Origin of the sequence: Haloarcula halophila (assembly GCF_029278565.1) — an archaeon.
Lineage (GTDB): Archaea > Halobacteriota > Halobacteria > Halobacteriales > Haloarculaceae > Haloarcula > Haloarcula halophila.
The window spans coordinates 2425287-2449092 of sequence record NZ_CP119559.1; the positions used below are offsets into that span (position 1 = coordinate 2425287).

Here is a 23806-nt window from a genome sequence, read left to right on the forward strand (position 1 = left end):
GAACGAGTGGATCTGGACTGTGACTAGAACGTATGCGTAGCGCTGCGCGGTGCTTACTGATCGACACCCCTGTCGAGGCCGGATCCCTCCGTAGAGAGCGTCGCAGCCCCGATACATCTGTCTCGGTAGATCGTCCTGGCTACAGCACGTTCCGTTCGTATGATGATTTCCAGACATGTGTTGCAAACAGCGTCTCCAACCTTGGCATCGTCTTTGGGTTTTGCTATCCTTGGAATAGTCTAGTGTCATGGTAGTTCCCCCGATAGCCGATCGTCTTTCTGTGTATCCCCCTGGTACCTGGCCAGCAGCCCCAGTCTCTGCAATTACCGTCCAGGCAACCCGATTCCACGACAGTCTAGGTTCGATACAGTCCGATTTTCCTTTCTCTAGCGGGAGAATCTGCTAACGTTGCGGTGGTTGACGCTCCTATAGCGCCCTCTGAGCGAGGTTAGAGCGATCCCGGTTATGCGACAGCGCGACTCATCCACTAACGGGGGGATTCAGATTCGGCTCGCCCAGCAAACTACCACTATTCCATCTTGCATTGAGTCAGTGTAGCGGTCGTGGGGGTCGAACTCGACGTACTCTAGCGGGTAGTGGCAGACGAACTGGTCGACCGACTCGTGAGCGTCGTGATCGAGCCATTCCCTTGCGACGGTGTGAATATCCTCTCTGAGTGCGGCAAGCGAACTGCGATCGTACAATTGTGTCGAGTCATAGGCCGGCCACTCGTTGTGGGGTGTCTGGGCGACAGCGGGAAAAATAGCTCGGCAGGACGACTCCGTTGGTGCCATCAGTCAGTGATATGGGCGCCTGTGGAAAATGGGTAATGGTGGGCAAGAGTAATATGGGCGTGGGCAATAGTGGGTTATGAGATGAAAGTTGACGCCGACAAACTCCAGACGAACGAGACCGATGACCGGGGACGGGTGTATCTCGGCACTGAGTACGCGAACAAGCGCGTCACAGTGGCTGTCGTCGAGGTTGAGTCCGAGACTCCTGACGAGGAGGAACTAGCTGCCGCGTATCGTGAGGCGTCGGAAAGCGCCAGTGAGCTTGCCGACGAGTGGGGAGGGGCTTCGGACGAGGCGTGGTCGGGACTTGATGAATGAGCGAGGATACCGAGATTCGACGTGGTGATGTCGTTATCGTTCGGCTCGATCCTGCCGAGGGGCACGAAATGCGGAAAATACGGCCCGCGGTGGTAGTCCAGAACGATGTCGGAAACAAGAACTCAAACACCACTATCGTGGCACCGGCGACGGGAACGTACAGAGGCTATCCCTTCGAGGTACTCCTGGAAGCGTCGGACTCACCGTTCGAGAAAGATTCTTCGGTGCGGCTCGATCAAATTCGAGTCGTGTCTGTCGAGAAGCGTATCCATTCGGTGGCTGGCAGTCTCGACGACTCGACAATGGGAAAGATCGACGAGGCGCTCAAATTGAGCCTCGGACTCGACTGATCGGGAGACCCTTTGGGCAAATCGGTGGCAGGACCGTATGCATTGAGACAGCCAGTCTCAACTACTGCCATGTGCGGAGTCGCCGGTTCATGAATTTGCCGCAGTCAAGCGACTCGCGGATGTACGACAGGTCTTTCATCACCAGAACCGGCTTCTCGAATTGTTGAGCGTATTCGACGGACAGCCGAGACGCCTTCTCGACAATATCGGTGAGGGCGTTCTGATGGGTCTGGGAAACGGCGGTGAACTTATGTATGTGTAAAGTCTACACATACATAGCATGGCGGAAGAGAAAACACGCGTTGATTTCAACGCTCCAGCCACGCTCGTCGAGCGGGCAGACCGGGTCGTTGACGTCCTTGACATCTCCCGGACGCGTCTCCTCATCGAGGCGCTTGAAGACGAACTCGAGGAGATTACCGACGACAAGGAGTTCTGCCGCCGACTCGGTGACGCCTACTACGATGACCGTGTAGACTTCGAGACGGTCGAATCGATCCTGGGTCGCGAGGAGGCCATGCGGATGAAACTGCTCAAGGAGTCGATCGACCGCGAACCGCCAGAGCCGACGTTAGCGGACGATCTCCCGAGCGACGAGACGTTCTACGACGGCCCTGTTTCGGAGTGGGCACCTGATGAGGAGTCGAACGACGACGGCGAGTCGCTCATGTAATGATGGGAGGACACGCTGTCTGTGTCGTCGACGCGAACGTCTTATTGAATCTTGCGACGCCCGTCGTCGATGATCGGTCGAACGCTCCATCGGGTGCAGACCCGCTGAAGGTCCTGCTCGTCACGTACGACGTACACGTCCCAGCGAGTGTCCTGGGTGAGATCACCGATGCGACTGGGAGTGGTGATCTGCTGTCTGCTGCGGCCGACCTCGTTTTACAGGCATCACGTCACTTGACGACTCACGACGTCGAAGGCCAGATCGATGGCCCACTCGAATACGGTCTCGACCAGGGTGAATCAGAGGGCATTTGGCTGGCCAACGACCTCGACGCGGATCTGTTCGTCACCGACGAGTTCAACTCGACGAACTACCTCTTTGTCAACCTCGCGCTCAACGATCGGAACATCCTGTTCACGACACCCCATATACTCTGTACGTTCGCTACTGCGGATGTTCTCGCGCCCGAGTACGTCGATGCCGTACTCACCTACTACAGCGAGACGAAAGGATGGGACCAACAGTACGTGAGCCAACTTCGAAGGCGATACATCTCGTAGTAGGCGATTTTTGCCGACACATTTTTACGAAAGATGCTCCCACACAGTCGTCGGATCGGTCTCGTTTAGTTCAGCGTTTGTCTTCATCTTGCGGAGTTCGGTGATACAGCGTTCGGCGACGAGGGGATACACGTCGGCGGGCGTGAACGAGACGTCGAGACCCATCAGTTCCGGCCAGTTCTCGGCCCACATGTCCTCGACGACGCGAGGATACAGGTCGTCGTTCAGATGGAGGCCGAATTCGCGACCGTCTTCGAGGACCATCGTCCGAATCTGTTTGCGGATTCGCGCCGGCGTGCAGTAGCACGCGACCACGTACTCCGCCCCCGATTCGGCGTCCTCGGGCTGCCGACCGAACTGTTCGCGGTTCAACTCCTCGAACGCCTCACGGACGAGTTTGACTCGCCGAGCGTGCTCGTCGCTCCTCGCGACCACTCCCTCCACCGTGACGGCAGGTGTCAGCGACGAGGACGGGAACGTGTAGGCTGCCGGGTCGAATCCACCACTGTGCGTCTCGAGAATCGTCGCCGGGACGAACGAGAGATCAGTCGGGGCGGTCTCGACACGGATCCGTTCGAAACAGTCCCAGGCCGCCTCCGTCGGGAGAAAGCCCTCGAACGTCTCATCGTAGGGGTTTCCAGGCGGCGTCATCGTCTCGATCTCAGCATACGGCAGGATGTCGAATCCGATGAGTGCTGGCAGGTCATGCTCGGTGTAGCCGTAGTCCAGCGTCGAGTAGACGAGGTTTTCGGCGTAGACGACCAGTGGTGAGTCGGATTCCGCATGCAGGCTTCGGAGTGCCGCGGTATCGACACTCTCGCGTAGACAGCGAACCGCGCGGTGGAGGGCACCGTCGATGTCTTCGAGGTCGTCTCGGTGACTGCCTCTGATGGCTTTGCGAGTGCCGAAGACGAGGCTGCCGTCGCCGGCCGCCGCGGATTCGACTTGCTCCGGATAGCGGTCCGAAAACCGCTCGTCGTACAGCGTGAACCGGAAGCTACTCCCGTCGAACTTCTCGACAAGCGTGAGGCCTTCGCTCTCAAAGAACGACTCTGGAACACTCGGATGATCGTATCGCGGTATCTTCGGATACACTTTCACGAGTTCTCACCATGAGATCGAACCGTCGTCTATGATCCCGTACGTTGGCTTCTGGGAAGAATGACGAAAAAGTATCGGGACCTGCTGTCATGCTACCAGTCACCAATGGGCCGTTCAGGTCAATACCGTGGCGAAGAGTGGACGATTCTCGCGATTGTCCCATGGGAATCGTACAAGGCCCAGTCGTCGAGAAGTCAAATGATCGAGACACAAAACACTCTCCAGTCGAACTTCGACCGGATTCTCAACGTTACCGATGATACAGCACTCGAAGCGGCGTATCTCGGTGAAAAGCTACAGTCTCACGGTGTTTCTCTCGACGCCGCCAACCTGCTGAACCTGGCGGCGACCCACGAGCAAGGGGCGACCTTTGTCACCCACAACAGCAACGACTTTGACAAGGGGCCGGTCAGGCAACTAGCCGATGTCGATGTTGTCCCCACCGAGTGACCAGTGGCTGCAGCTTCGATTTACAGATATTCGGGGGGAATACTTGGGATCAGGATGAATGTTTTGTGAACCACGCTTTGCCGACACGATCGGATATTCCACGTCTGGAATCCATTCTTTCAAACCATTTCACCGCGTATCTCAAGAGCTACGAACGCTACGATAACCCCCATTCTCAGCAGTGTTGTACTCGGAACTCGATTTCGGCATCAAACCGTGTGGCAGCTACACAAGAGAGGGGTTCCTTGATCTCCTCTCTCAACTCGCGTTCGAACAAGAGTTTGTTAACACCGGCGGGAAAACGTACCAACTCGGTCAGAGCGAGCCGGTCGACGTCACGTCGACGGCTCGCAACCACCCAGCGAAATCGTTCCTCTAGCATCTTCGCAACCTCTCAGCGGACGCTATCGACGCTCAGTTCGATAGCGTCTGCGATTGACTAGTTACGATTCTCCGAAAACGGGGACTCCTGCCAGACCGTGTCGATCCCGCCATCGATCTCCACAAGCGGCGCTACTACGGCACTGCCGACACCGACCACGTTCTCACTGACAAGCCCCGCGCACGGTGGCGTGGGCCGTTGACGATCCGGTTGCACACGACGTTCATTGCCCTAGCATCGGTTGTCGTCGATAGCCGGACGCTGGCCGGTGTTCTCGGTTGGACCCACAGAAACTATTTAGAACAACCTGCTCTCTGTGACGATAGATGAGAGGCCGACCGTTGGTCCGGTTCTAGCCGGGAGCCCAGTCACACGGCGTGACTGACGGTTCCCGGTTAGATACCAATGACCGAGAATACCGACTCAAACGAATCGCAGAAGCCAGGGAGTGCAAACAGCGGGTGTTCCAACCACGCCGAACAGCGATCATTCTCCGGATGCCAGAGCAGTGGTGCTTCCCCGCCGTGCGATGCATGTGACACCATCCAGTACGACAAACTCCACGAAGTCTCCCTTGGTGAGCGGGCGTATGATGTGTGTGGCGATTGCCTCCAGCTCCTCGTTGACGATGTCGAGGTGTACCACTGGTGGGATCGCCTTACTGAAGCGCACTACAATCGCGCTGCCGAGTTTCTGCGCTCCCTTGATGCAGTCTGGTGTGTCAAAGATCAGGCGTACGCTGGCGGGGAACTGTGGGTACACACGCCCTATTGCGATGCTGCAGTCGTCAGAGATGTGTGTGACCACTTTGGTTTCCAGATTCGCTGGTTTAGTGTTGTATACCCCTTTGACGATGGCTTCGAGTGCGTCTCAGAGCACGGCCCCTGTGTCGAAATCAACCTCACGTTCACGACCCACCGTTCGGATCCACTCCCGCTTGAATACGACATTCAGAATGACGTAACGTACCACGAGATCGAGTGGCTTGATGAGTATCGGCGCCTGTTCAGGTCACCTCTCGAGTAGTTCGACTCGTAGATCGAACTGTCTCTCCGAAATACGTTTGTACAAACGCCTCACCATTTGATGACCCACACTGAGTCTCCAGAGTCTGTATTCCACTTTTACCGATATAAGTATCAATACATCGGTGAAATTGGAATATATGAGGGGAGCGGAGCTACGGGTCATCGACTGTTTGCGGGATCGGTCCTACTCGGTTGGCGAATTAGCCGATGCAATCGATAACAGTCAGAGCTGGACGTCGGAGATCGTTGGCGACCTCGAAAACGCCCATTTTGTGGACCGAACCGACGGCGTCCAATTGGCAACCACATACGAAGCATCACTGCTTGCCGAGCTCCTCGACCGCTACGCACTCGAGAACGTGCTAACAGGGACGAAAGAGGACATTTTGGGTGCGCTGCTCGGTGATCCGAAGACGATTTCGGAGTTACAAATACAGGGCTTCGCCAAGTCCACGCTCTACAAGCATTTGAACGAGATTCAGGAGACCGGCGCGATCGCACACACGGACGACGGGTATGCTATCACCGATGACACGCTTCGGTCGTTCCTCGAAGCGAGAGTCCGAACGACACCGTTCGAAACCGAATACCGCGCGAACGGCGACCGACTCGTCGCGACGAGCAAGGACACCGTTGATGGGACGCCGACTGCGTTCTCGGCGTTCACTCGCTACGGTGTTGACTATCACCCAGCGAAGACCTACGTCTATCACGGTGATCGGTCCCTGGGACTCGAAGCGGTGCTGATTCATGCGGTGACCGTCGTTGAGACCAAGAAACAGATGGCGATGGCTGGCGTGTTCTATCTGACGCACCGCGCGACCCTCGACGCCAGTGACCTGTGGCGGCTCGCAAACAGGTGGGAGTGCGTCGAGAAATGGGCAGATCTCTTTGCATACCTCGATCAGCGGGAGGTCCACCACAATGAGCTCTTTCTCCCGTGGGAGGAATTCATCGATCTCGCGAACGACTATGGGATCTATCCGCGCGGTCACCATCCGGAAGATAGCCTTCGACGGGGGCTCGAAGAGCTTGGCGACCATCTGGAGACGCCTGTCGACGTGTATCTTCTCGGGGGCGGCAACCTCATTCTGCGTGGGTTGAAAGATTCGACGAAAGATGTCGACATCGTCGTTGCGGACGGACAGACGTTCTTTGCAATCGCCGAATCGCTCCAGGACCTGGGATACGAGGAGCGTCGTGATTTGGAAGCGGCATACAACCAGCTCGATCCCAGTATTGTGCTGGAGAAGGACGGGTTTCCGCGCTGGGATATTTTCGTGGAGGCGGTCGCCGGCCAGCTCCAGCTGACGCCGGCGATGATCGAGCGGTGCGACCAATCATTCGAGTACGGCAATCTTCACGTACATCTGCTCCCACTGACCGACATCTTCGTGTTCAAATCGATCACGGAACGCGAAGGCGATCTCGAAGATGTCGCACTGATCGCCAGACAAGCCGACCTCGACTGGGAGAGCATCTTCCAAGAGATCACAACCCAGGAAGATCGCACTGGCCAATTCTTCTCGTTTGCTGTGCTCGATACGCTCGATGTCCTCGACGAGCGGCACAATATTGTTACGCCAATCACGGACCGGCTCGCCTCGTACTGTCTCGAGAACGCGTTGCTCGTCTCGCTGGAGGCCCCGAAAACGATCGAAGATCTCCGAGAAGAGCTGGAGTTCCCCGATCACCAGATCTACAACAAACTCCGGAAGCTCGAAGAGGAGGGACAGATCACCGTCGACCGGAGCGGTCGGCTCAATACGTACCAGCGAGCTGAATCAACTGACCGTTAACGCTACACAACGCCCATCACAGAAATCTCCGCTTTTCGAACGATGCCGAAGCACTCCCCACGCTGTGGCTGTAGAAATCCCGAGGGGTGAGCGCTGTCGGCCGAGTGATTTCGTCTCCCTTTGCTGTCAAAGAGCCTCGGACTCTCCTGATCGCGGCATCAGTCTGCCCCCCCAAGTCTGTCGCGTGTGACATTCGATAGTGGTGTTGCACCGACAGTAGCGGTGGGCCTGTTCTTGGATTTGTTTGTACCCCCCGGGTTGGGTGAAGGGCGTGTGAGACACAGCGCCCGGTGAAAGAATGCCTACTGAGAGAACTGAGACCACGACTCGATCCGTTCCGAGCAGTTGTACCACGCCACAGAGCACTGCGACACCCACGCAACCAATGACCCGACCCACTCGCTGTGAGGAAATCGTTGAGTTTACCGACCAATCCGGGACGCGACGCCGTATCCGGTTCGTCCCCCAGTCCAACACCGGTGATCGGTGGCAGCGTCTCGAGGAGGTCTGGCGGACCCGAGAGTGGCAGCTCGTCGGCCAGGATACCGTCACCGACGTCGACCACTGGACGCGACCCGTCCAGACACCCTAATTCCCCGACCGACACTTCGCCGAGTCCCCTCGACTATCGCACACCGTAGTAAGCGGACCCCACTGCACGGCTCGATCCACTTTTTCTATAATACGGATGAATCTGACGAGGTTGAATCCTACCTTGCGGAAATTCAAGACGATATTCACTTTTTATATCCAAGAAAAACCATTAGACCACGAGAATATTTAGTATAGGGACTTATCGGTTTGGTGATCGTGCCTTATGAGCCCTGACTTCTAGTAGCAGTGAGGCGTTTCAATTGCAATACACCCCCGTGTCCAGCATCTCGCAGGTGAGGACGATTCCGTAGCTTGCGACGGCCCGTGGGTCGTCGACCTGTATTGACGCCGTGACCGACGAGGTTTCCCCGGGTTCGAGCGTCAATGTCTCGCTCCTGAGCGACCTCGCGGTCACCGCCAGTTCCGAGCCGTCGTCGTCGTAGGGGGTGATCCTGTAGGTGTACTCGGCGGGTTCGGTCGCCTGGTCCCCCGTGTTCCTGAGGATCATCTCCACGGAGAACGTGCTGTCCCCGCTGTTGACCGTCGAGGTCCAGCCGGCGATTTCGAGTCCGCCAGTCGTGTTCTCCTCGACCTCGCCGATCTTCTCTTTGGTGTACTCGCTACCGGAGCCACTGGTGGTTGTCTGCTCGCGACTGGGCGCTTCAGTCGTTTCCGTGGGCGTTTCGGTGGACACCTCAGTCGTTTCCGTGGATGCTTCGGTCGTCTCCGTGGGCGTTGGCTCGGGTGTCGAGGATTCGGTCTGTACACCGTCGCCACCGCCACTGCACCCCGCGAGACCGAGGCCGGTCACGGTCCCGAGCATCCCGAGTACCTCGCGTCGCGTCGGCAGTCGATCCGATTTGCCGTGAACATCGGCAGGTCGTTCGACCATCGTGAAGGCGAACGGCGCAGCAGAGGGTAAATTCAGAGTCTAGACACTTAGAGCGTGTCGAGGTATCGTGTGTCTCAGCGGTGGATTTGGGTGGCGATGACTGCTGCAACAGCCCTCGAACCGCTTCGTCCCGTGGACCACGCTATCCGTAGACCTGCCCGAGTGCCGCGAGCACCCAGACGAGGACGTGCGCACCGGTGACCGGGACGAGCGTCCGGCGTCGCAGATACACCACGGTGAGCACCGCCGAGACGGCTGCGATCTGGAGGAGGTTCCCGAGCGGCCAGACCACGGCGTGGCCGACGGTGAACGCGCCCCACGTGATGCCGCCGGCGACGAGAGGGCTTCCCGTATACGCCAGCAGGCGCTCGATGGGGTACCCCCGGAAGAGCACTTCCTCGACGATACCCGTCGTCACCGCGCTCGCGAGCGCCAGTCCGATCCCGACGCCAGCGGACATCGCGCCGGCACCAGACTCGACTGGCAAGCCGAGTGCAGCGACCAGTGGATCGGTCGCGACGAAGACGACGAGCGCGACCACTGCCGTTCCCAGCAGGTAGCCAACGTCGAGCCAGCCCGGCCGTCGACAGCCGATCTCGGCGAACGAGCGGCCGTTGTAGCCGACCGCGACGCCGACCACGAGCGCGACGACTAGCCACTGGAGCGCAATCTGTGCCAGCGGGGAAACCGAGAGCCCACCCGTCTCCGTCAGCAGTGCAAGCAGCGGGAGCCCGAACAGTGACAGCGCCAGGCAACAGATCGTCAGCGGCGGGATCGCCCCGAGTCCAGGAGCCTCGACATGTGGCTGGTCTGTCATCGACGCAGTCTACTAGTGGAACCCGGATAACGGTCGGAACAGCGTCTCGCGCCGTGAAACACTACGGAGAGCTACCTGTGTCGTCGAAACCGCTGTCGGTCGTGATCAGGTAATCGGCGTCGTATTCCCGCGCGAGGGCACGGCCGAACGAACCGTACAGGTCGTGATTTTTCGCAGTGCTGACCTCGTAGGCGTCCAGAACGGTGGTCCCGGTTGCACTGACGAGTCGCGCAGGACCACGGTGGAGCGTCGATTCCACATTCGGGTGTGTTTGCTGGTGGCTCGAAGGCGGCTACAGTCGCTTTATCCAAGCCAGTTTCTGGGCCAGAAACTCACTCCCGACGTATATGATGTAGTCGTCCGTCTACCCAACTGCGGTGGTCACTCATCCCCCGACACTGTACCACCGTCCGTGGCTCGGTCCGCGGGGCACGTGGCCGGTACTCCCACCCCACCCCTCTCCCTGTCCCACGCTGTTTCCCGCGGACGCCCCCATCGGTCCGCTGACGCTGTGACCCTCCCATGTCGAGTCCCGACGGGTTCGAGACGGACCCTGCATTTATATCCAGTCCAGACAACCTTCCAACACAAACGACCGATGCGCACACGCCCGAATACCGGTTCGGTACGGCTCCGGCGGCTCGCGCGGCTCTCGCTCGTCGTCGTCGTCCTCCTCGCGAGCGGTTGTAGTGCGATCGGGAGCGGTAGCCTGTCCGGGACAGCCGAGCAACTCCCGACCGAGCGCGAGGCGGCGGACCGTTACGCGGAGTTGGAGACCATCAACGCGACGGTGACGACCGTCCAGGAGCGGGACAACGCAACGACAACGACCGTTTCGCGGAAACAGCAACGCCTCGACCCGTACGCGTATCACGACCGTGTGCTGTCGGTGAACGCGTCCGCCGACGCGAACCCGCCGCTGGTGGCCGAAGGCGGATTCGTCATCGCCAACGGATCGACGCTGGTGTTCTACGACCCGGCAGCCGAGCGGCTCCATCGGGCGTCGATCGCATCGGACAACGACTCAGTGAAGCCCGACTACCCCGAACTCCTCGGCGCAGCCCGGAGCGGCCGGGCCGTCGGGAAGCCGACCGTGACGCCCGGGATCTCGCCGCTACCGGCCGTCCCGCGGACGGACGGCGAGCAGAACAGCTCGACAGCCTACGGACAGGGGAACGTCACGGTCACGTACGCCGGGACCGAGACGGTCGACGGGCGGACTACCTACCGACTCGAGGTGACGCCCGCGTCCGACGCGATGGCGCTCGAATCACAGACGCTCTGGCTCGACCGGGAGTACGTGTTCCCGATCAAACGGCAGACTGTCTCGACGTACAACGGAAATACCTACGAATCCACCATCACGTACCGGAACGTGTCGTTCAATCCGACGATCGAACCGGAGACGTTCGAACTCCAGGCCGACGAGGTTCCGGACGACGCCGAGCGGGTACGCTCCAGCAGCTACGACTCCCGGGCCGCGTTGGCCAACGCCACCGAGTTGTCGATTCCCGATCCCACGGTCCCATCCGGGTTCGAGTTCGCGTCGGCGTCCCATCGGACGACCGAGCCGGAGTTCGCTGTGCTCCAGTACGAACAGCCACGCGGTGACGGCCAGATCACTGTCTCTATCGTCGACGAGCCACGCACTGTTTCGAACGGGACGACCGTCCAGATCGGCCCCTACGAAGCCAGACAGACCCGGACCGACGACCGGACGAGCATCACCTGGAACGCAGACGGTGACCGGTATCACGTGACAGGCCAGGTCGACAACGCCACGCTCCGCCGCGTCGCCCGCTCCGTGGCCGAGACGACCTGAGTGCCCGCCCGGGTTCTGTCCTGGAAATCGACGGTGTGCCGTCGGGTCCGGCTACACGCACGAGCGTGAGACGACGGTCGACATCGCGGCAGTCTCGGCCGAGGACGATCATCCCGAACTCCGGTTTTCCGGCACCTGCTCGACGACGTACTCCTGACCGACCATCGGATCGAGCAGGCTGTCGATCGGAGCGCGGTCGTCCCGGAGGATCGGCACGTCTTCGGTGGGGGGTGGGTCCTGATAGCTGCCGACCTCGTCCGTGAGATCGATACCGATGTCGCGCTCGGCGTTACGCTGTCGGAGGTCGGCTTCGGAGAGTCGCTCGGTGTCTTTCGTCGCGACGAGTTCGATGTTCTGCACGACGGTCGACCCCGAGGCCGTCGAGAAACTGTAGACCTGGGGGTAGACCTCGTTCACGGTTCGATACTCCGAGCGGTAGAACTGCGAGGCGGGCCCGCTGGGTGCGGAGATGAGGTTCGAGACGAGGATGCCGTCCTCGGAGAGGCGGTCCCGGGTCAGTTGCATGAACTCCACTGTCGTCAACTGGAAGGGGACCTTGTCCTTCTTGTAGGCGTCGAGGACGATGAGGTCGTAGGTGTGGTTCGTCTGGCGGAGGAACCGCCGGCCGTCGTCGGTGTGGATGTTCAATTGCTCCGATTCCTCGACGGCGAAGTACTCCTTGGCGACGCGGACGACGGTCGGATCGATCTCGACGACGTCGACGGTCGCGTCGTACTCCGAGACGAACCGCTTGGGACCGCTGAACCCCCCGCCGCCGACGAACAGCACCCGATCGATGTCGTCGGGGTCCTCGGCCACGAGATACGGCAGGTGGAAGTACCGCGTGTACCTGAAGACGTGTCTGTCGGGGTCGTCGACGTCCATCGCGCTGTGGCGCTGGCCGTCGAGGTACAGCGTCCGCGTCCCGCCGAGTTCGGTCACCTCTAGCTCCTGGTACGGCGTCTGGGTCTGGTAGACGACCTGGCCGCCCGTCGAGACGCCGATCGCACCACTGGAGACCGCGGCGAGGAGGAGGACGCCGACGGCGACGGTCGAGTACACCGGCTCGCGTGGGGTCGAGGTGAGCACGAGTCCCGCGGCGGTCGCGACCAGCAGGGCACCGAAGACGAACCCGATGACTTCGATGCTAAACGACGGGATCAGTAGGAACGTCGTCCCGAACGCGCCGATGATACTGCCGATCGTGCCGACGGCGTACACCTGGCCGGACGCCTCGCCGACCCCTTCGGTCTCCGAGAGCTGTGCCGCGTACGGACTGATGAACCCGAGCAGATACGTCGGCGGCCCGAACAGTAGGGTGATCGCCGGAAGCGAGGCGAACCGACTGGGCAGCGGGAACGACCCGCCCAGCGAGAGCAGGAGGTCGCTCGCGAAGATCACCAGCGCGACGTAGGCGGCCGTCCAGAGGAGTAGTCGGGCGAGTCGCGGTCGACTGGCGCGCTCGGCGGCCCGCTTGCCGCCGTAGTGATAACCCAGGCTCAACGCCGCGAGGAAGACGCCGATGATACTCCCCCAGGTGTAGATGCTGCTGCCGAACTGCGGGGCGACGATCCGGCCGGCGAGGATCTCCAGCCCCATACTCGCCACCCCGGAGACGAACACCGCGACTCCGGGGCCGGTGAACCGCCCGTCCGTCAGTTCTCCGACCCAACCCATATCTACCCGTCGTTAGGTCTCGGTCCGTAAGTAATGACGGCCGGGCAGGTGGGCCGATGTACTCCCGCCCGCTGTGGTATTTATCCGGGCGAAAGCTCTCAGGGCGATCGACAGTTCTCGATTCCTCGGTATGTCAGAATTCTCCCCCTCTTCTCGGTCGAAAATCCTGATATCAATACGCTTCTAGCTGTATCATGAATATATTTGAGATATATCGAACCATATTCCGGATATTCAGTAACAAAAGGGGTAAAAAGAGATACTATGGGAGAATCTGGTAGTGTCTGCGAACTCTCGTCACGATAGCCAATACGCGACGATCTCGTCTCGTTCGGTAGTCGATCCCCGATACCGCAGTCGGCCACGACTCGGGATCAGTCCGCTCCTTTCGGCGCGTGGTAGCCGCAGTGTTCACAGACGACGGCCGGTATGTAGTACTCTGTCTGGACGCTCATGCTGGTGTTGCAGTCGGGACACCGCATCGTATACCGATAAAGTTCGACAATACATATATATTTATACGACAGATGTCGAACCACTCGGGTGACGACGCCCGCCGGGACCGGAGAGGTGTCCCGCCATCGGTAGCAACCGATCCCCGCAGTGAGACGGCGGCCTCGGCGAGAACTGTCTCGACCGTAACTATTCTATATCTCGATCACCCGATCCTAGGCGATGGCGGAAACGCACAATTACGTTAGCGGAGAGTGGATCGAATCCGAGAGCGGGGAGACCGCTCAGAGTCGCAACCCTGCTGACCCGAGTGAAGTCGTCGGCACGGTGCAGTCCTCGACGGCGGCGGATACCCGACGTGCGATCGCCGCCGCGGACGAAGCGGCCGAGGAGTGGGGTGCCACACCGGGGCCGGAACGGGGCGCGATCCTCCGGGAGACGGGGACGATCCTCGCCGACAGGAAAGCGTCGATCGTCGAGACGCTCGTCCGCGAGGAGGGGAAAACGCGGTCCGAGGCCGGTGGCGAGGTCCAGCGTGCCATCGACATCTTCCACTACTACGCCGGCAAAGCCAGCGATATCGGCGGTGAGGGCAAGGAAAGCAGTGCTCGGGACGCGACGCTGTCGGTCCGGCAGGAACCCGTCGGTGTCGTCGCGGCGATCACCCCCTGGAACTACCCCATCGCGATCCCGGCCTGGAAGGTCGCGCCGGCGCTGGCGGCGGGTAACACGGTCGTTCTCAAACCGGCGACCGTGGCGGGAGTCACGGGTGCGAAACTCGTCGAGGCGCTCGACGACGCGGGGCTCCCGGACGGCGTCCTCAATTTCGTCACGGGATCCGGAAGCGTCGTCGGTTCGGTACTCACCACCGACGAGCGCGTCGACGCCGTCTCGTTCACCGGTTCGGAATCGGTCGGCGACACGGTCTATCAGGCGGCCGCCGAAGACCAGAAGCGCGTCCAACTGGAGATGGGTGGGAAGAACCCCACGGTGGTGGCGGCCGACGCGGATATCGACGAGGCCGTCGACATCGTGGGGAGCGGGGCGTTCGGTGTGACGGGCCAGGCCTGTACCGCCTGCTCGCGTGCCGTCGTCCACGAGTCCGTCTACGAGGACTTCGTCGCGGGTATCGCCGAGTATGCCGACGCGCTCGATATCGGGGCCGGCATGACCGACCCGGACATGGGACCCCAGGTCACCCAGTCCGAACTCGACGGGACCCTGGAGTACATCGACATCGCACAGTCGGAGGGTGCCCGTCTGGTCACCGGCGGGGGACGCCCGACGGGGGAGCCATACGAGGACGGCTACTTCGTGGAGCCCACGGTGTTCGCCGACGTAGACCCGGACATGCGGATCGCACAGGAGGAAGTGTTCGGCCCGGTGCTTTCCGTCATCCCGGTCGACGGCTTCGAGTCGGCGTTGGACGTCGCCAACGGCGTCGAACAGGGGCTGTCGGCGAGTATCGTCACCGACGACCTGCGGAAAGCCCACCGGTTCGTCGACGAGGCCGAAGCCGGCGTCGTGAAGACAAACGAGAAGACGACCGGGCTCGAACTCCACGTCCCCTTCGGCGGGATGAAAGCCTCTTCCAGCGAGACCTACCGCGAGCAGGGCGACGCGGGACTCGATTTCTACACCCTCAGCAAGACCGTCTATCTCAACTACTGAGTGTCGTCCGCGGCTGAGTCGGCCCACTATCGGCGACCGTTCTCGACTGGACCCCGTCCCCGAAGCCCCGGGGCTCTCGATCGAGACCGTCCCGTATCACGCTCGGGTCCGCACACGTCGCGTGATGACCGTTCGGCCGCCCGATATCGTCGACCATCTGTTCACGAAGGTCCACTCCCCCGATGCTATGCTCGCAACTCTGTTCACCACTGTGGAACAACGGTGTGTGATTACGGGAGATGACAGTCAGAAATTCAACCTTAACGACAGATTCCTGAGAGTGTCGGTACGGTCCCGCTCACGATTGGAGACCCATGTTAACAGCTTTCACGACTTTTTCGAACTAACGCGGGTACACCCGTTATTCCCTCTGTTTGACCATTTGGAACAGAACGGCGAGATAGTCCAATACGTACGGGCCAGTCGGAGATCGGGCGTTACAGCCGCCAGCACCACATTTTATTATCGAGGCCGGATAGACTTCTGGCATGAGGTATCACCAGCTACGCGACGGAGCGGGGAGCCGACTGGCCGTCTCCAGCGACGATGGCGTCTACGATCTGACAACGGCGAAACCACGGTTGTCCTCGTTTCGGGCCCTGCTACGGGCGGCGAGTATCGCGGACGAATCCCCGGACGCCATCGCGTCCCGGCACCTCGATGCCGCGACGGAACTGTCCCCGGCCCACGTCGAGCAACGGCGCCGGATACCGATCGACGTCGACGAGGTGTGGGCGGCGGGCGTGACGTACCGGATCAGCGAGGAGGCCCGGCGGGAGGAGAGCTCCATGCCGGACATGTACGTCGACGTCTACGACGCCGACAGACCGGAGATCTTCTTCAAGTCCACCCCCAACCGGACGGTCGGACCGGACGAGGACGTCGGGATCAGGGGCGACTCGAAGTGGGACGTCCCGGAGCCCGAACTCGGCATCGTTCTCTACGAGGGTGATATCGTCGGCTACACCGTCGGCAACGACATGAGTAGTCGCTCTATCGAGGGCGAAAACCCGCTGTATCTCCCGCAGGCGAAGGTCTACGACCGGTGTTGTTCGCTGGGACCGTGCGTGGCGACCGACATCGACGATCCGCACGCGCTCACCCTCACGATGGCGATCTCCCGCGACGGCGACCGTATCTACAGCGGCGAGACGGGGACCCAGGAGATGGTCCGTAGTTGCGAAGAACTCGTCTCGTACTTCCGGGACCACAACGCCGTCCCCGAAGTGGCCGTGTTGCTCACCGGCACGTCGCTCGTCCCCGAAGACGGGTTCACGCTCCAGGACGGGGATCGCGTCGAGATCGAGATCGAGGGTATCGGACGGCTTCAAAACACTGTCACGACGGTTTGAACCGCAGTGGCGGGCGCGACGCCCGACCACCAGTCGCGTCTCCCCGCACCGAGCACGTCGCCACTGGCTGGGTCCGGGGGGCACTCTCGAAAGTATTTTCAAGGTCGATGCGAATTCGTCAGTGACGCATGAACTACGGAGACCTGCGAGACCCTAACGCGGAGTATACCATGCGCGACCTCTCGGCCGAGACGATGGGACTCACCGAATCCCGCGGCGCTGGTCGCGACGTCGAGATCACCGACGTACAGACGGTCATCGTCGACGGGAACTACCCGTGGACGCTGGTCCGACTCTACACCGACGCCGGCGTCGTCGGTAACGGCGAAGCCTACTGGGGCGGTGCGCTCCCGGAGATCATCGACCGTCTCCGGCCGTTCATCGTCGGCGAGAACCCGCTGGATATCGATCGGCTCTACGAGCACATGGTCCAGAAGATGTCCGGCGAGGGGTCCATCGGCGGGAAGGACATCGCGGCCATCTCCGGGATCGAACTGGCGCTCCACGACGCGGCCGGCAAGATCCTCGACGTACCCGCCTACCAGCTACTGGGCGGGAAGTACCGCGACCGGGTCCGGACCTACTGTGACTGTCACACCGAGGACGAGGCCGACCCCGAAGCCTGTGCCGACGAGGCCGAGCGCGTGGTCGAGGAACTCGGCTACGACGCGTTGAAATTCGATCTGGACGTGCCCTCCGGCCACGAGAAGGACCGGGCGAACCGTCACCTCCGCCAGCCCGAGATCGAGCACAAGGCCGAGATCGTCAGACGCGTCACCGAACGGGTCGGCGACGAGGCCGACGCCGCCTTCGACTGTCACTGGGCGTTCGCCAGCGGGAGCGCGAAACGCCTCGCCCGGGAACTCGAACAGTACGACGTCTGGTGGCTCGAAGACCCCGTTCCGCCGGAGAATCACGACGTCCAGCGCGAGGTGACACAATCGACCGGCACGCCGATCGCGGTCGGCGAGAACGTCTACCGGACACACGGCCAGCGCCGCCTGCTCACCGAGCAGGCCGTCGACATCGTCGCCCCGGACGTTCCGAAGGTCGGCGGGATGCGTGAGACCATGAAGATCGCCACGCTCGCCGACATGTTCTACATCCCGGTGGCGATGCACAACGTCTCCTCGCCCATCGGGACGATGGCGTCCGCACACGTCGGGGCGGCCATCCCGAACTCGCTGGCCGTCGAGTACCACTCCTACGAACTCGGCTGGTGGGAGGACCTCGTCGAGGAAGACGACCTCATCGAGGACGGCTACATGGCGATCCCCGAGAAACCCGGGTTGGGACTGACGCTGGATCTCGATGCCGTCGAGACCCACCTCGCAGCGGGTCAGGAACTGTTCGACGAGGCCTGACCGCGTCTTTCCGGTTCCTCGTACCTTCGACCACCGATAAATTTAACAGATAGTGCTCACACCTCGATACTGTATGGTCGAACATGACAGTTTAGACTCGGTTATGAAGCGGCGACAGTACCTCACAGCACTCGGCGTCGGTGCCGCGGCCAGCGTGGCCGGCTGTTCGGGTGACGGTGGTTCGGGTGACGGTGGCTCCGGTGGCTCGGACGGATCGAGTGGCTCGGGTGGCTCGGGCGATACCGACAGCTCCAGCGGTTCTGGGGGCGGACAGTGGGACGGTGAACTCGAAGTCCTCCACGGCTGGGCCGGCGGTGACGGCGAGGCGGCGGTCAACGCCCTCATCGAGGTATTCCAGGAGGAGTTCCCCGAGATGTCGACGAACTTCCAGGCGGTCGGGGCGAGCGCGAACGTCAACCTGAACGCGACGATCCTCCGGCGGCTGGTCAACGGCAACCCGATGAGTTCCTTCGCCAACTGGCCGGGACAGAACCTCGAACGGTACCGCGGGAACCTCATGGACCTCGAAGCGGACGTCTGGGACGCCGAGGGGTACAAGGACGTGATGCAACAGCGGGCGATCGAACTCAACACGTTCAACGGGAAGATGCCCGCCGTCCCGCTTGGCTCCCACCGGATGAACAACCTCTTCTACAACATCTCGGCGTTCGAAGAGGCCGGCATCGACCCCGACAGCCTCGACAGTATCGAGGCGTTGATGAGTGCGCTCGATACGCTCCAATCGGAGACCGACATCGTGCCGATGGGGCAGGCCATGGTCGCGCCGTGGACGGTCCTCCAGCTGTGGGCGCAGGTACTCATGGGACAGGCCGGCATCGACGCCTACATGGACTTCATCGAGGGCAACGGCGACCGCGCGGCGATGATCGAGGCCCTGGAAATCGTCCGGGACATCCAGCAGAACTACATCACCGACGACGCCTCCACGTCCAGTTTCACCGATATGGGCGGGAAGATGATCAACGGCGAGGTCGCCTGTATGCACCAGGGTAACTGGCTCGCGGGCCAGTTCCGCGTCGACGACTCGTTCAACTACCAGGAGCAGTGGGACTGGGTCCCCTTCCCGGGCACCGAGGGCACCTACACCTACCACATCGACTCCATCGTCGCTCCGGCGAACAACCCGACGAGAGACGAGACCGTCGCCTGGCAGAAGTTCGTCGGAACCAAGCAGGCTCAGATCGCGTTCAACAATCTCAAGGGTTCGGTCCCGCTGCGGACCGACATCGATCCGGGCGAACTGGGCGATTTCATCGCCATGAACTACGAACACCTGACGAGTTCGGACCGCTACCCGCCGACCATCGCCCACGGGCTGGCGGTGCCGCCCGAGCAACTCGGTGCGTGCCGGACGGCGCTGAGCAACAACATGATGGGACCGTACGACGTCGAAGCCGCGGCCGACGCGCTGCTGGACGCCGTCTCCGGATAGCCGAGCCGGTACCTACACGTTTTATTACGTAGGAGAGAAACCACTACAGCTATGGGTACGCACGAAACCAAAGAGACGACCACACAGTCGTCGGAGGAAGTCGGCTGGGAGACGAAGCTCAGATACTTCCTCAACAGCGACTTCGTCCGGTCGTCGCCGTTCTGGGGGATCCCGCTCGTCATCATGGGTATCGCCGTCTACGGCGGGATGGGGTTCAACATCGCCATCTCGCTGACCGACGCCCGGGGGTTGACGCCGCCGGACTACAGCAACCTCGACCTAGATATGTACGGACAGGTGCTGGGGAGCGAGGCCTTCCTCACGGCGGCACAGAACAACCTCGTCCTGCTCGTGGTGTTTACCACCATCTGTCTGTTCCTCGGGCTGTTCCTCGCTATCCTGCTCGACCAGGGGATCCGCTACAACAACACGGTCCAGACGATCTATCTGCTGCCGATGAGCCTCTCGTTCGTCATCACGGCACAGATGTGGCTCTGGATGTTCAACACCAACAACGGGCTGTTGAACATCATCGTGACGACGCTGGGGTTCCAGCCCGTCCAGTGGATCGGGAACCCCGGCATCGCGTTGGGGTCGGTCATCTTCGCGCTCATCTGGCAGTTCAGCGGCTACACGATGGTCGTCTACCTCGCCGGCCTGCGCTCCCTCCCGGACGATCAGTTCGAAGCCGCCCGCGTCGACGGCGCGAGCACGATCAAGACCTACCTCCGCATCATCGTCCCACAGATGAAGGAGGCCTCGGTCAGCGCGGCCGTCGTGTTGATGGTGTTCGCCCTCAAGGCCTTTACTTTCCTGTACTCGCTGACCGGGCGCTACCGGCCACCCAACGGGACGGACATCCTGGCGACGCTGATGGTCCGGGAGGCGTTCAAGTTCGGGAAGTGGGCCTACGCCGCGAGTATCGCGACGTACCTCCTGATTCTCGCGCTCGGGGTCATCGCGCCGTACCTCTACTACCAGTACAGACAGGGGAGTCTCTGACATGTCACAATCAACACCTGATTCGACGTTCGACGTCGCATCGCTCGTCGAGGACGTGAGCCTGAAACGCATCGGCCAGTACGTGCTGGTCATCCTCTTCATCGGCTTCTTCCTCTCGCCGCTACAGACCGGTCTCATGACCGCGTTCAAGACCAACGAGGCGGTCGCGCGGACGATCCCGCTCGTCCCGCCGAGCGCCTCCGGGTTCACGCTGGGCAACCTCCAGTTCGCGCTCAACGAACTCTCGGGTGCCTTCTTCAACTCGCTGTTCATGGCCATCCCGGCGACCATCGGGAGCGTCCTGTTCGGGAGCATGGCTGCCTACGGGCTGACGATGGTCCGCTGGCGCGGTCAGACCGCGGTCCTGATGCTGTTCCTCGTCGGCATCTTCCTGCCCTATCAGGCCGTGCTGGTCCCGCTGGCCCGCTTCTGGAACAACATCTTCCCGCTCGCGTCCATGCTCGCCCCGGCGTTCGGTGCGCTCCCGGTTCTCGAACCCTACCACTCGAACCTCGTCCCGCTGATGATCACCCACATCGCCTACGGGATTCCGATCTGTACCATCCTGTTCCGGTCGTACTACCAGAGCCTCCCGGGTTCGCTCGTCGAGGCCGCGAAGATCGACGGGGCCTCCCTCTCGAAGATCTACCGCCGGGTGTTGCTCCCCATCTCGAAGCCGATGTTCGGCGTCGTGTTCATCTACCAGTTCACGCAGATCTACAACGAGTTCCTCTTCGCGTTCACGCTCATCACGGGGTCGGACACCCCCGAGGCTGTCGTGACGCTCATCCTTCCGGCCGTGGGAGCGTCCACCTCCGGTGTCGACTTCGGCATCAGGATGTCCGCGTCGTTCCTCGCGGCCATCCCGACGTTGTTGATCTACGTCGCCTTCGCCGAACAGTTCGCCAAAGGGCTCCAGACCGAGGGAGGTGCCTGAGATGGGAGCGATCACGATCGACCGGCTGACCAAGGAGTTCGGCGACACGACGGCGGTCGAGGACCTCTCGATCGCGATCGAGGACGGCGAGTTCCTCGTGCTGGTCGGTCCCTCCGGCTGTGGGAAGTCGACCACGCTTCGCTGTCTGGCGGGGCTGGAGACGCCCACGTCCGGCGACGTCTACATCGCCGAGGATCACATGAACTACCGGGTGCCACAGAACCGTGACATCGCCATGGTGTTCCAGGACTACGCGCTGTATCCACACATGACCGTCCGGGAGAACATGCGCTTTGGCCTCGAAGAGGAGGCGGGGTACACCGCCGCCGAGCGCGAGGAACGCGTCGAGGAGATCGCCGCGATGCTCAGCATCGAGGAGTTGCTCGACCGCAAACCCGAGGAACTCTCGGGCGGCCAACAACAGCGGGTGGCGCTGGGACGGGCGATCGTCCGGGACCCCGAGGTGTTCCTGATGGACGAACCGCTCTCGAACCTGGACGCGAAACTCCGGGCCGAGATGCGCACCGAACTCCAGCAACTCCAGGAGCAGTTCGGGGTCACCACCGTCTACGTCACCCACAACCAGACCGAGGCGATGACGATGTCAGACCGCATCGCCGTGATGAACGACGGGCAACTCCAGCAGGTCGGCCGGCCCCTGGAGCTGTACCACGCGCCCGCGAACCGTTTCGTCGCCGGCTTCATCGGCGAGCCATCGATGAACTTCATCCACGGGCGCGTCGAGCGCGGGACGTTCCTCGGCCGGTTCGTCGAGTACCCCTTCGACAGCGGCATCCGAGAAGCCGTCGACGGCGTCGAGAACGTCGTGTTGGGCGTCCGGCCGGAGGACATCGGGCTCGAACCGGCCGACAGACACGCCGGCCCGCCCCGCGACCACGAGTTCCCTATGGAGGTGACGGTCGTGGAGCCACACGGCGACCAGAACGTCGTCCACCTGAACCACCCCGAAGATACGGCGGCCGAGGAGCTCTTACACGCTCTGACCGGCGGGACCGACATCTTCGAGGCCGGCCAGTCGGTCGTCGCCACCCTCGATCCCGACGACGTCCACGTCTTCGACGCCGAGAGCGGCGAGGCGTTGCACACGCGCCGAGAGGTCGAGGCCACGGAGGTGACGAACGTCTGATGGCCCGACTCGTACTTGACGACGTGACCAAGGTGTTCGAGGACGGCGACGAGGAGATCGTCGCGGTCGAGGATATCTCCGTCGAGATCCCCGACGGCGAGTTCCTGGTGCTGGTCGGCCCCTCCGGCTGTGGGAAATCCACGACGCTCCGGATGATCGCCGGGCTGGAGACGGTCACGGACGGCGAGATCCGTCTCGACGACGCGGTCCAGAACGGCGTGCGGACACAGGACCGCGACATCGCCATGGTGTTCCAGTCCTACGCGCTGTATCCACACAAGACTGCCCGGGGGAACATGTCCTTCGGGCTGGAGGAGGCGACCGACCTCTCGGACGCCGAGATCGACGAGCGGGTCACCGAGGTCGCGTCGATGATGGGCATCGAGGACCTGCTGGACCGCCACCCCGGCGAGCTCTCGGGCGGCCAGCAACAGCGGGTGGCGCTTGGACGGGCGATCGTCCGGGATCCCGAGGTGTTCCTGATGGACGAGCCACTCTCGAACCTCGACGCGAAGCTCCGGGCCGAGATGCGTACCGAACTCCAGCAACTCCAGGAGCAACTCGGCGTCACGACGGTCTACGTCACCCACGACCAGACCGAGGCGATGACGATGTCCGACCGCATCGCCGTGATGAACGACGGCCGCCTCCAGCAGGTCGGCCGGCCACTGGAGCTGTACCACGAGCCGACGAACCTCTTCGTGGCGCAGTTCATCGGCGAGCCCTCGATGAACTTCCTGTCGGGTCGCCACGAGAACAGCACCTTCGTCGCCGACCGGCTCCAGTACCCGTTCCCCGAGACAGTCGCCGACGCCGTCGGGGGAGCGACAGACCTCGTGTTGGGCATCCGTCCAGAGGACATCGAACTCGACGGTGCCGACGGCGATAGCGCTCACGAGTTCGAGATGACGGCGACGGTCGTCGAGCCGATGGGCAACCAGAACGTCGTCCACCTCGCGTTCCCCGGCGAGACCGAGGGGACCGAGGACCTCGTCGCGACGACGGACGGCCGACAGCGAATCGAGAGCGGCGCGACGGTGACGGCTCACGTGCCCGTCGAGGCGATCCACGTCTTCGACGCCGAGAGCGGCGAGGCGCTCTACACCCGTGACATGGCGTTCGCCGAGCAGGAACCGATGTTGTAAGGATCGCTACGTTCCACCGAACGAC

The 23806-nt window shown here is 61.7% G+C and carries 23 protein-coding genes and 1 pseudogene; 17 read left to right on the plus strand and 7 right to left on the minus strand.

The features are described 5' to 3' along the window. Nucleotides 1-500: 500 nt before the first annotated feature. Complete coding sequence (locus tag P0204_RS12785) at nucleotides 501-794, minus strand: hypothetical protein (protein ID WP_276179781.1); 294 nt, start codon at nucleotides 792-794, stop codon at nucleotides 501-503. An 81-nt stretch (nucleotides 795-875) separates the two neighbouring features. Here P0204_RS12785 and P0204_RS12790 point away from each other — a divergent pair, with 81 nt between their 5' ends. Further along, nucleotides 876-1112 carry a hypothetical protein gene (locus P0204_RS12790; RefSeq protein WP_276179783.1) on the plus strand — a complete coding sequence of 79 codons (237 nt, stop codon included), beginning with the start codon at nucleotides 876-878 and terminating at the stop codon, nucleotides 1110-1112. Next, a complete protein-coding gene (locus P0204_RS12795; protein WP_276179785.1) occupies nucleotides 1109-1462 on the plus strand; it encodes a type II toxin-antitoxin system PemK/MazF family toxin in 354 nt (117 codons plus the stop codon). Before P0204_RS12790 ends, P0204_RS12795 begins: the two co-directional genes overlap by 4 nt. A 67-nt stretch (nucleotides 1463-1529) precedes the next feature. On the opposite strand, the pseudogene P0204_RS12800 reads toward P0204_RS12795, so the two are convergent. Next, nucleotides 1530-1688: pseudogene (locus P0204_RS12800) on the minus strand (RNA-guided endonuclease TnpB family protein); the annotation flags it as partial. Between the two features lie 54 nt (nucleotides 1689-1742). On the opposite strand from P0204_RS12800, the gene P0204_RS12805 reads away from it, so the two are divergent. Both P0204_RS12805 and P0204_RS12810 read left to right on the plus strand, forming a co-directional pair. Next, nucleotides 1743-2135 carry a hypothetical protein gene (locus P0204_RS12805; RefSeq protein ID WP_276179787.1) on the plus strand — a complete coding sequence of 131 codons (393 nt, stop codon included), beginning with the start codon at nucleotides 1743-1745 and terminating at the stop codon, nucleotides 2133-2135. After that, nucleotides 2135-2695, plus strand: a complete 561-nt coding sequence (locus tag P0204_RS12810; RefSeq protein WP_276179789.1) for a hypothetical protein — start codon at nucleotides 2135-2137, stop codon at nucleotides 2693-2695. Before P0204_RS12805 ends, P0204_RS12810 begins: the two co-directional genes overlap by 1 nt. A gap of 24 nt (nucleotides 2696-2719) precedes the next feature. Here the strand turns inward: P0204_RS12810 and P0204_RS12815 are convergent, their stop codons facing one another. After that, nucleotides 2720-3796, minus strand: a complete 1077-nt coding sequence (locus P0204_RS12815) for a hypothetical protein (protein ID WP_276179792.1) — start codon at nucleotides 3794-3796, stop codon at nucleotides 2720-2722. Between the two features lie 198 nt (nucleotides 3797-3994). Between P0204_RS12815 and P0204_RS12820 the strand changes: the two genes are divergently transcribed. The 4 genes from P0204_RS12820 to P0204_RS12835 all read left to right on the plus strand — a co-directional run bounded on the left by P0204_RS12820 (nucleotide 3995) and on the right by P0204_RS12835 (nucleotide 8047). Continuing rightward, a complete protein-coding gene (locus P0204_RS12820; protein WP_276179794.1) occupies nucleotides 3995-4246 on the plus strand; it encodes a type II toxin-antitoxin system VapC family toxin in 252 nt (83 codons plus the stop codon). Between the two features lie 787 nt (nucleotides 4247-5033). After that, on the plus strand, nucleotides 5034-5654 hold the full coding sequence (locus tag P0204_RS12825; RefSeq protein ID WP_276179796.1) for a hypothetical protein: 621 nt from the start codon (nucleotides 5034-5036) through the stop codon (nucleotides 5652-5654). Nucleotides 5655-5928: 274 nt separating this feature from the next. Beyond that, the gene (locus P0204_RS12830) at nucleotides 5929-7455 is read left to right on the plus strand and encodes a DUF6036 family nucleotidyltransferase (protein ID WP_276179798.1); all 1527 of its coding nucleotides are present in this window, start codon (nucleotides 5929-5931) and stop codon (nucleotides 7453-7455) included. Nucleotides 7456-7840: 385 nt separating this feature from the next. After that, nucleotides 7841-8047 (plus strand): hypothetical protein, encoded by a 207-nt coding sequence (locus P0204_RS12835; protein ID WP_276179800.1) that lies wholly within the window; start codon nucleotides 7841-7843, stop codon nucleotides 8045-8047. Nucleotides 8048-8305: 258 nt separating this feature from the next. Here P0204_RS12835 and P0204_RS12840 read toward each other — a convergent pair whose 3' ends face one another. From P0204_RS12840 to P0204_RS12850, 3 genes are all read right to left on the minus strand, one after another. Further along, the gene (locus P0204_RS12840) at nucleotides 8306-8941 is read right to left on the minus strand and encodes a hypothetical protein (protein ID WP_276179803.1); all 636 of its coding nucleotides are present in this window, start codon (nucleotides 8939-8941) and stop codon (nucleotides 8306-8308) included. Nucleotides 8942-9083: 142 nt separating this feature from the next. After that, entirely contained in the window at nucleotides 9084-9758 is a 675-nt protein-coding gene (locus P0204_RS12845; RefSeq protein ID WP_276179805.1) for a CPBP family intramembrane glutamic endopeptidase, read from the minus strand. 61 nt (nucleotides 9759-9819) lie between these two features. Then, a complete protein-coding gene (locus tag P0204_RS12850) occupies nucleotides 9820-10017 on the minus strand; it encodes a hypothetical protein (RefSeq protein WP_276179807.1) in 198 nt (65 codons plus the stop codon). A gap of 339 nt (nucleotides 10018-10356) precedes the next feature. Here P0204_RS12850 and P0204_RS12855 point away from each other — a divergent pair, with 339 nt between their 5' ends. After that, nucleotides 10357-11580 carry a hypothetical protein gene (locus P0204_RS12855; RefSeq protein ID WP_276179809.1) on the plus strand — a complete coding sequence of 408 codons (1224 nt, stop codon included), beginning with the start codon at nucleotides 10357-10359 and terminating at the stop codon, nucleotides 11578-11580. Between the two features lie 108 nt (nucleotides 11581-11688). Here P0204_RS12855 and P0204_RS12860 read toward each other — a convergent pair whose 3' ends face one another. Next, nucleotides 11689-13257: a spermidine synthase gene (locus P0204_RS12860; protein ID WP_276179811.1), complete on the minus strand. Its 1569-nt coding sequence runs from the start codon at nucleotides 13255-13257 to the stop codon at nucleotides 11689-11691. Nucleotides 13258-13932: 675 nt separating this feature from the next. Between P0204_RS12860 and xacF the strand changes: the two genes are divergently transcribed. The 8 genes from xacF to P0204_RS12900 all read left to right on the plus strand — a co-directional run bounded on the left by xacF (nucleotide 13933) and on the right by P0204_RS12900 (nucleotide 23781). Next, nucleotides 13933-15381, plus strand: coding sequence for a 2,5-dioxovalerate dehydrogenase (gene xacF, locus P0204_RS12865; RefSeq protein ID WP_276179814.1), 1449 nt, complete (start codon nucleotides 13933-13935; stop codon nucleotides 15379-15381). Nucleotides 15382-15869: 488 nt separating this feature from the next. Then, nucleotides 15870-16733: a fumarylacetoacetate hydrolase family protein gene (locus tag P0204_RS12870; RefSeq protein ID WP_276179816.1), complete on the plus strand. Its 864-nt coding sequence runs from the start codon at nucleotides 15870-15872 to the stop codon at nucleotides 16731-16733. A 128-nt stretch (nucleotides 16734-16861) separates the two neighbouring features. Further along, nucleotides 16862-18097: a mandelate racemase/muconate lactonizing enzyme family protein gene (locus tag P0204_RS12875; protein ID WP_276179819.1), complete on the plus strand. Its 1236-nt coding sequence runs from the start codon at nucleotides 16862-16864 to the stop codon at nucleotides 18095-18097. Nucleotides 18098-18200: 103 nt separating this feature from the next. Continuing rightward, nucleotides 18201-19550 (plus strand): ABC transporter substrate-binding protein, encoded by a 1350-nt coding sequence (locus tag P0204_RS12880; RefSeq protein ID WP_276179821.1) that lies wholly within the window; start codon nucleotides 18201-18203, stop codon nucleotides 19548-19550. Nucleotides 19551-19601: 51 nt separating this feature from the next. Beyond that, a complete protein-coding gene (locus P0204_RS12885) occupies nucleotides 19602-20552 on the plus strand; it encodes a carbohydrate ABC transporter permease (RefSeq protein ID WP_276179823.1) in 951 nt (316 codons plus the stop codon). Nucleotide 20553: 1 nt separating this feature from the next. Then, nucleotides 20554-21489: a carbohydrate ABC transporter permease gene (locus P0204_RS12890; protein ID WP_276179825.1), complete on the plus strand. Its 936-nt coding sequence runs from the start codon at nucleotides 20554-20556 to the stop codon at nucleotides 21487-21489. 1 nt (nucleotide 21490) lies between these two features. Continuing rightward, the gene (locus P0204_RS12895; RefSeq protein ID WP_276179827.1) at nucleotides 21491-22636 is read left to right on the plus strand and encodes an ABC transporter ATP-binding protein; all 1146 of its coding nucleotides are present in this window, start codon (nucleotides 21491-21493) and stop codon (nucleotides 22634-22636) included. Next, the gene (locus tag P0204_RS12900; protein ID WP_276179829.1) at nucleotides 22636-23781 is read left to right on the plus strand and encodes an ABC transporter ATP-binding protein; all 1146 of its coding nucleotides are present in this window, start codon (nucleotides 22636-22638) and stop codon (nucleotides 23779-23781) included. The genes P0204_RS12895 and P0204_RS12900 overlap by 1 nt, the downstream gene beginning before the upstream one ends. The last annotated feature ends 25 nt before the right edge of the window (nucleotides 23782-23806 follow it).